The 9,346-nt window shown below is 73.1% G+C and carries 2 protein-coding genes; both read right to left on the bottom strand.

Going from position 1 to position 9,346, the window contains the following annotated elements:
- Nucleotides 1-1,380: type I polyketide synthase (locus ACFV7R_RS46185; protein WP_385276575.1), on the bottom strand; the 1,380-nt coding region annotated here is incomplete at its 3' end.
- 31 nt (nucleotides 1,381-1,411) lie between these two features.
- Nucleotides 1,412-9,286 (bottom strand): SDR family NAD(P)-dependent oxidoreductase, encoded by a 7,875-nt coding sequence (locus ACFV7R_RS46180; protein WP_385276572.1) that lies wholly within the window; start codon nucleotides 9,284-9,286, stop codon nucleotides 1,412-1,414.
- Nucleotides 9,287-9,346: the final 60 nt, after the last annotated feature.

Raw genomic sequence — 9,346 nt, 5'->3', positions numbered from 1 at the left:
CACCACCCACGGCACCACACCCCCACCCACCGGCACTTCGGCCGGCTCCTCCCGCACCGGCGGCGCCTCCAGGATCACGTGCGCGTTCGTCCCGCTGTAGCCGAAGGACGACACGCCGGCCCTGCGGGGCTGCCCGCTCTCGGGCCAGGGGCGGTTCTCGGTCAGCAGGCGGACCGCGCCGGATTCCCAGTCGACGTGGCGGGACGGTTCGTCGACGTGCAGGGTGCGGGGCAGGACGCCGTTGCGGATCGCCTGCACCATCTTGATGATGCCGGCGACACCGGCGGCGGCCTGGGTGTGCCCGAGGTTCGACTTCACACTGCCCAGCCACAACGGCCGGTCCTCCGGCCGGTGTTGGCCGTACGTCGCCAGCAGCGCCTGCGCCTCGATCGGGTCGCCGAGCGTCGTCCCCGTACCGTGTCCCTCGACCACGTCCACGTCGGCGGTGGTCAGCCGTGCGCTCGCCAACGCATCCTGGATCACGCGCTGTTGTGCGGGTCCGTTGGGCGCTGTCTGGCCGTTGGAGGCACCGTCCTGGTTGATCGCGGAACCGCGGACGACGGCGAGGATCCGGTGGCCGAGCCGTTCGGCGTCCGAGAGGCGCTCCAGGACGAGCATGCCGACGCCCTCGCCCCAGCCGGTGCCGTCGGCGGCGGTGGCGTAGGACTTGCAGCGGCCGTCGGGGGCGAGGCCGCGCTGGCGGGAGAACTCGACGAAGACGCCGGGGGTCGACAGCACGGTCACGCCGCCGGCCAGGGCGAGGATGCACTCGCCGTTGCGCAGGGCCTGTACCGCCTGGTGCAGGGCCACCAGCGAGGACGAGCAGGCGGTGTCGACGGTGACGGCGGGACCCTGGAGGCCCAGGGTGTAGGCGACCCGGCCGGAGACGAGGCTGCCGACGCTGCCGCCGCCAGTGTCGTAGTCGTGGTGGAAGGAACCGGCGAAGACGCCGGTGCGGGTGCCCTTGAGGGTGTGCGGGTTGATTCCGGCGCTCTCCAGTGCCTGCCAGGAGGCCTCCAGCATCAGTCGCTGCTGCGGGTCCATCACCAGCGCCTCGCGCGGGGCGATTCCGAAGAACGCCGGGTCGAAGTCCGCGGCGTCGTACAGGAATCCGCCGGAGCGGGTGTAGGTCTTGCCGGGGTTGCCGGGCTCCGGGTCGTACAGGGCGTCGACGTCCCAGCCGCGGTCGGCGGGGAACTCGCCGATGGCGTCCTCGCCCTTGACGACCATGTCCCAGAGGTGGTCGGGCGAGGTGACGCCGCCGGGCAGCCGGCAGCTCATTCCGACGATCGCCACGGGCTCGGTGCGCCGGCCTTCGAGAGTCTGCAGGCGGCCGCGGGTGGTGTGCAGTTCCTCGGATACGGCCTTGAGGTACTTCAGCAGTTCTTCTTCGGTGGGCATGAACTCACTCTCAACTCAGGTCCGTGGGCGATTCGTTGCCGGAGATGGAGATGCCGAGGCTGTTGGTGACGAAGTCCAGGACCTCGTCGGCGCTCGCGGATTCGAGGCCGCTCGGCGCGGGGTCCGCGGCCACCGCCACGGGCTCGCCGTTCGTCCACGGCTGCGCCAGACCGCGGAACGTCGCCGCCAGCGCGGCGCGCTGTGTTCCGGTGAGTTCCAGTGCGGCCAGGTGGTTCCTGACCCGGGCCAGGTCGGCCATCACCTGTTCGTAGGTCGGCTCGCCGGTGTTCTGTGTCTCGGCGGGTGTCGGGGTGAGACGGTCGAGCAGATGGTCGACCAGGGCGTGCGGGCTGGGGTGGTCGAAGACCGCGGTGGCGGTCAGTTTCAGTCCGGTGCGCTGGTTGATGCGGTTGCGCAGTTCCACGGCGGTCAGTGAGTCGAAGCCCAGGTCGCGGAAGGCCTGGTCGGCGGAGAGGTGGCGTGGGTCGCCGTGTCCGAGGACCAGGGCGACGTCGGTCAGCACCAGGTCGAGCAGCAGCTCGCGGCGCTGTTCGGCGGGCAGTGCCTGCAGCCTGCTCTCCAGGGTCTCCTCGGACCTCTGAGCTGCTGCTGTCGTCCTGGCGTCGGCCGTGGTCCGCCGGTTCCGGGCGGGCACCAGGTCCCGCAGGAGCGGCGGGGCGGTGTCCGGACGCAGGGCGGCCGTGTCGACCCGCACGGGGACGACGACCGGACGGGCGCCGGTGAGCGCCCGGTCGAAGGCCGCCAGGCCCTCCTCGGTGGAGATCGGCAGCAGTCCCGTACGGGCGATGCGGCTGCGGTCGGCGGTGCCCAGGCCGGCGGTCATCGTGCTGGTCTGTGTCCACATCCCCCAGGCGAGGGAGACGGCCGGAAGTCCGGCGGCGTGCCGGTGGGCGGCGAAGGCGTCGAGGTAGGCGTTGGCCGCGGCGTAGTTGGCCTGGCCGGGCGAGCCGAGCACACCGGCGGCCGAGGAGAACACCACGAAGGCCGCCAGGTCGGCGTCCGCGGTCAGCTCGTGCAGGTGGCGCACCGCGTCCGCCTTGGGCCGCAGGACGGAGTCCAGCCGCTCGGGCGTCATCGACTCCAGGACGCCGTCGTCGAGGACACCGGCCGTGTGCACCACCGCGGTCAGCGGATGCTCGGCGGGGACACGGGCCAGCGCCCGGGCGAGCTGCTCCCGGTCCGCCACGTCGCAGGCGACGGACTCCACACGTACGCCGTCCGCGGTCACGTCGGCCGGTGCCTCGGCGCCGCTGCGGCTGAGCAGCAGCACATGGCGGACGCCGTGGTCGGAGACCAGCCGCCGCAGCACGAGCTGTCCCAGGGTGCCGCTCGCGCCGGTGACGAGCACGGTGCCGTCCGGGTCGAGCGGGCGCGGGACTGCCGTGTCCGGCACGTTCGGCGTGTCCGGCGCGGAGCGGGCGAGGCGGGGTGCGAGGGCCTGTCCGGCGCGGACGGCGACCTGCGGTTCGCCCGAGGCGAGGGCCGTGTCGAGGGCGTCGGTCGACCACTCGTCCACGTCGACGAGCAGCAGCCGGCCCGGGTGTTCGGCCTGTGCCGAGCGCAGCAGGCCCCATACGGCGGCGGTGACCGGGTCGGGGTGTTCCGCCAGCGCACCCCGGGTGACCACGGCGAGCCGGGCATCGTCGTCCGCGGTCTCGGCGAGGAACCGCTGGGTGAGCTCCAGGACTTCGGCCAGCCGGGCGCGCAGGTCGCCGCCCGGTTCGACATGGGCGACGGTGACCGCCGACGTGTCCACCGCACCCGGCTCGGTCGGTGTCGGCACGGGCCGCCAGCGCAGGTGCAGTCCGGTGTCCCGGTGCTGCGTGCCGGTCGCGGACAGCGGCCGCAGCATCAGCGAGCCGACGGTGATGACGGGCCGGCCGGCCGCGTCGACGGCGGTCAGCGACACCGCGCCCTCGCCGGTGCCGGTCAGCCGGACCCGGACCGCGGGCGCGCGGGAGGCCTGAAGTGTCACGCCGGCCCAGGAGAACGGCAGCAGCGGCCGGGCTGCGTCCCCGGCGTCCCCGACGTCCCCGGCGGACACGGAGGGAACGCCGAGGGTGAGGGAGTGCAGGGCGGCGTCTAGCAGGGCGGGATGGATGCCGTACGTGCCCGGCTCGACGGGCAGATCGACCTCCGCGTACAGCTCACGGTCCGTTCGCCAGGCCGCGCGCAGCCCCTGGAACGCCGGGCCGTAGCCGTAACCGCGTTCGGCCAGGCCGTCGTAGAGCCCGTCCAGGGGCACCGGCCGGGCGTCGGCGGGCGGCCACGGCCACGGGTCGTCCGGCGTGGTGGACGACGTGGACAGGACGCCGGTCGCGTGCCGGACGGGCGGCTGCTCGTCGGCGGTGTCCGTGGGCGAGGCCGACGAGTGGACGGTGATCGACCGGCGGCCGGTGTCGTCCGGCGCGCCGACGACGACCTGGAGGTAGACAGCACTGTCGCCCGGCAGCACCAGGGGTGTCTCCAGCGTCAGTTCCTCGACGTGCGGGCAGCCGACCTCGTCTCCGGCGTGCAGCGCCAGTTCGAGGAAGGAGGTGCCGGGCAGCAGCACGTCGCCGTTCACCGCGTGGTCGGCGAGCCAGGGGTGGGAGCCGGGCAGCACACGGCCGGTGAGCACCGCCTGTCCGTCGGCCAGGAAGACGGCGGCGGCCAGCAGCGGGTGGTGGGTGGCGTTCAGGCCGGCCGCCCGGATGCCGGCCGGCGACTCGGTGGCGTCCTGCCAGTAGCGCTGCCCCGCGAACGGGTAGCCCGGCAGTTCGACCCGGCGTCCGCCGGGCAGCAGCCGCTCCCAGGCCACCGTGGCGCCCGCCACGAACGGCTGGGCGAGCGACCGTGCAAGGGCGAGCGCCTCCGGCTGACCGTGCTGCAGCGCGGCCACGGCGACGACGCCGTCCTGGGAGTCCAGGGAGTCGAGCGTGGCGTGCACCATCGAGGTGAGTACGGCGTCCGGTCCGAGCTCGAGGTAGGCGGTGACGCCATGTTCGGCCAGGCAGCGGACGCCGTCGGCGAAGCGTACGGCCCCGCGGACGTGGTCCACCCAGTACTGCGGGGTGCACAGCAGCTCGGGGTCGGCCGGGCCGCCGGTCACGTTGGACACGAGCGGGATCCGCGGCGGCCGGAACGACAGCCCGGCCAGCACGTCCGCGAACTCGGCGAGCATTCCGTCCATGTGGTGGGAGTGGAAGGCGTGCGAGACCGACAGCCGCCGCACCCGGTGCCCGGCCGCCCGGAAGTGGTCGGCGACGGCGACCGCGGCCGCCTCGTCGCCGGACACCACCACGGCCTGCGGCCCGTTGACGGCCGCGATCCCTACCGAGTCCGCCAGTCCCGCCTGCTCGATGTACGCCCGGACGGTCTCCTCGTCGACGGCGACCGCGACCATCGCGCCGCCCCCCGGCATGGCCTGCATCAGGCGCCCGCGGGCCGCGACGAGGGCGCAGGCGTCGCCCAGCGAGAGCACGCCGGCCGCGTGGGCGGCGGTGATCTCGCCGAGCGAGTGGCCCATGACGTAGGCGGGGGTCACGCCCCAGTCCCGCAGCAGCTCCAGCAGCGCGACCTCCAGCGCGAACAGGCCGGTCTGCGTGTACATGCTCTGGTCGAGCAGCCGAGCCGTCGGCGTGTCGGCGGGCGCGAACACGACGTCCTTCAGCCGGTGTTCGGCGTAGCCGTCGAGATGTGCGTCCACGGCGGCGCACACGGTGTCGAAGGCCCGGGCGAACACCGGGTACCGCTCGTACAGCTCCCGGCCCATGCCGGCCCGCTGCGATCCCTGACCGGAGAACACCAGCGCCGGCCCGCCCGCCCCGGTGTCGCGGGCCGTCCCGACGACCGTGGTGGGCGACTCCTCGCCGCGCGCGAGGGCAGCCAGCCCGTCGGCCAGTTCGTCCCGGCCGGCGCCGAGGACGACGGCCCGGTGCTCCATCAGCGCCCGGCCGGTCGCCAGCGTGAACCCGATGTCCCGCGGGTCGATGCCCTCGTCCTCGCCGACCCGCGCCAGCAGCCGGGCGGCCTGCCGCCGCACGCCCTCGGAGGTCCGCGCGGACAGCACCCAGGGGACGACCGGCGCCTGAGGCACCTCGTCACCGGTCACGGACTCCTCGGGCGGCGCCTCCAGGATGACGTGCGCGTTCGTCCCGCTGATCCCGAACGACGACACGGCAGAGCGGCGCGGCCGGTCCAGCTCGGGCCACTCCTCCTCGGACGTCAGCAGCCGGACCTGGCCGGCGGTCCAGTCGACGTGGTGGGAGGGCACCTCGGCATGCAGGGAACGCGGCAGCACACCGTGCCGCATCGCCTGCACCATCTTGATGACACCGGCCACACCGGCAGCCGCCTGCGTATGCCCGAGGTTCGACTTGATGCTGCCCAGCCACAACGGCCGGTCCGCCGACCGGTGTTGGCCGTACGTCGCCAGCAGCGCCTGCGCCTCGATCGGATCCCCCAGCGCGGTGCCGGTGCCATGCGCCTCGACCACGTCCACGTCGGCGGCGGTCAGCCGGGCACTGGCGAGAGCATCCCGGATCACCCGCTGCTGCGACGGACCGTTCGGCGCCGTCAGCCCGTTGCTGCCGCCGTCCTGGTTGACCGCGGAACCCCGCACGACCGCCAGCACCGGGTGACCGTGCCGCTCGGCGTCCGACAACCGCTCCACGACCAGCAGACCCACACCCTCGGCCCACCCCGCACCGTCCGCGTCGTCGGAGAACGCCTTGCACCGACCGTCCGCAGACATCGCCCGCTGCCGCGAGAACTCCACGAACGTCGTCGGCGTCGACATCACCGTCACACCACCGGCCAGCGCGAGCGTGCACTCCCCGTTCCGCAGCGCCTGCGCCGCCAGATGCAATGCCACCAACGACGACGAGCACGCCGTATCCACCGTCATCGCCGGGCCTTCCAACCCCAGCAGATACGAGATCCGGCCGGACGCGACGCTCGACGAGTTGCCGAGCATGCGGAAACCGTCCATGCCCTCGATGGGCTCGTGCAGCGGCGGCCCGTACTCCATCGCCATGAGACCGGCGAACACGCCCGTCCTGCTGCCGCGCAGCGAGGTCGGGTCGATACCCGCCCGCTCGAAGGCCTCCCACGCGGTCTGCAGCAGCAGCCGCTGCTGCGGGTCCATCGCCGCCGCCTCACGCGGGCTGATCCCGAAGAACTCCGGCTCGAACACGGCCGCGTCATGCAGGAATCCGCCCCGGCGCGTGTAGGTCTTGCCGGCACGGCCGGGATCGGGGTCGTAAATGCCCTCGACGTCCCAGCCACGGTCGGTGGGGAACTCACCGACCGCGTCGACGCCGTCCAGTGTGGCCTGCCACAGCTGCTGCGGCGACTCGATGCCGCCGGGGTAGCGGCAGGCCATGCCGACGATGACGATCGGGTCGTCGTCCGTGACCGTGGTCAGCGGCGTCGGGGTCGCCGGACCGGTGGCCGTGCCGTCGATCTGCTCGGCGAGGAAGCCGACGAGTGCGGTGAGGGTGGGGTAGTCGAAGACCAGCGTCGACGGCAGCCTGAGTCCGGTCGCGGACTGCAGACGCTGACGCAGCTCAAGACCGGTCAGCGAGTCGAAGCCCATGTCCCGGAAGGCACGGGACGGCTCCACCGAGGCGGCATCTCCATGCCCCAGCACCAACGAGATCTGTGTGGCCACCAGGTCCAGGAGCGCGGACTCCCGCTCGGTCTCCTCCAGGGCCGCCATCCGGGCACCCCATGACGCGCCGTCCTCGGCACCGAAGGCCGCCGCCGCTCGTCGCGCGGGGGCACGGACCAGGGACGTGAAGAGGGCGGGGAGGTTGTCCTGCGCGGCGCGGTTCCGCAGGGCCGGCAGGTCGAAACGGGCCGGGACGACGGTTGCCCGGTCGGCGGCCAGCGCGGCGTCGAACAGCGCCAGGCCCTGGGCGGGTGACATCGGTGCCAGCCCACTGCGCGACAACCGCGCCAGGTCCGTGTCGTCGAGGCGGGCGGTCAGTGCGCTGTCGCTGGTCCACAGTCCCCACGCCATCGACGTGGCCGCCAGCCCCTCGGCCCGGCGCGCACCGGCCAGCGCATCCAGGAAGGCGTTGGCCGCGGCGTAGTTGCCCTGCCCGGCCGTACCCAGGACCCCGGCCGCGGACGAGAACAGCACGAACGCCGCCAGATCCGCACCCCGGGTCAGCTCGTCCAGCAACCGCGCCCCGTCGGCCTTCGGCCGCATCACCGTGTCGACCCGCTCCGGCGTCAACGCCGTCACCACACCGTCGTCGAGCACACCCGCCGCGTGGATGACAGCCGTCAGCGGATGCTCATCCGGTACCTGCGCCAACGCGGATGCCAGCGACTCCCGGTCGGCCACATCACAAGCGGCGAACGTCACCGACGCCCCCGCCGCCCGCAACTCGGCGACCAGATCCTCCGAACCGGCCCCACCCCGGCGGCTGACCAGCAGCAGATGCCGTACGTCGTACTCCGCTACGAGGTGCCGGGCCACCAGTCGGCCCAGCGCACCGCCGGCCCCGGTGATCAGCACCGTGCCGTCCGGATTCCAGTCCCGTGGTGTCTTCATGTCCAGGGCGACCGTGCCGAGACGGGGAGCGTGCAACTGCCCGTTGGTCCAGGCGAGTTGGGGCTCATTCGATGCCAGGGCCGAGCCAACGACCACCCTGGTGTCCTCGGAGCCGGTCATGTCGACGATCACGAGACGACCGGGGTGCTCGGCCTGCGCGGAACGCAGCAGACCCCACACGGCCGCCGTCGCCGGGTCAGGCGTCCCGGTCATGTCACCGCGCGTGACGACCACCAGTCGGGCGTCGGTGTCGGCGGACTCGGCCAGGAAACGCTGGGTGAACTCCAGTACTTCGGCCACCCGGACACGGACGTCGCCGCCCGGCTCCACGGACTCGACCATGACGTCCGCCGGGACACCCGACGAACCGTCCGGGGCCGGTATCTCAACCCACCGCACCTCGAACAGCGGATCAGCAACCGTCGACCCCAACTGCTCCGGCGCCATCGGCTGCAACCGCAGCTCATCGACCGTGACGACGGGCAGCCCGGCACCGTCGAACGCCGTCACCCGCACGGCGCCATCGGAGCGCGGCGACAACCGCACCCGCAGTGCGGAGGCACCCACCGAGTGCAGCCGCACACCGTTCCAGGAGAACGGCACCTTGAGATCACCCGAGGGCAGCGGATGCAGCGCGGCATCCAGCAGCGCGGGATGGATCCCGAACGCATCGGCCTCATCGGGCAGTTGGACCTCGGCGAACAGCTCCTCACCGACCTGCCACAGCCCACGCAGGCCCTGGAACGCAGGACCATAGCCATAGCCGAGGCCGGCCAGGCGCTCGTACGCCTCGGAGACGTCCACCGCCTGCCCACCGGCCGGCGGCCACACCCCGTCCAGCCGCTCCGCGGAGGCGACCGTGCCGGCCGCCACCACACCCATGGCATGCCGGACCCACTCGGCCTCGGCGTCCTGCGCCCGCGAATGCACCACCACGGACCGACGACCGGAGGCGTCCGGCGCCCCCACCGACACCTGCACCGCGACCGGCGCGTCCTCCGACAGCAGCAGCGGCCGCTCCAGCGTCAGTTCCTCCAGCACACCGCAACCGACCTCGTCGGCCGCGCGGAGCGCCATCTCGACGAAGGCGGTTCCGGGCAGCAGGACGGTGCCGAAGACGGCGTGGTCCTCCAGCCAGGGGTGGGTCGCGCGGGACACGCGTCCCGTGAGGACGACATCATCAGTGCCGGCCAGCCGTACGGCCGCGCCGAGCAGCGGATGATCAGCGGAGTTCAGTCCGAGCCCGGCCGCATCCACGACCGACCGCCCCGCCGGCAACCAGTGACGCCGCCGCTGGAAGGCGTACGTCGGCAGATCCACCAGCCGACCACCCTGCACCCACGGCGACCAGTCGACCTCGACACCGGCGACGAACACCTC

It is taken from the genome of Streptomyces sp. NPDC059866, assembly GCF_042731325.1.
Lineage (GTDB): Bacteria > Actinomycetota > Actinomycetes > Streptomycetales > Streptomycetaceae > Streptomyces > Streptomyces flavusporus.
This window is presented reverse-complemented; position numbering and strand designations above follow the sequence as displayed.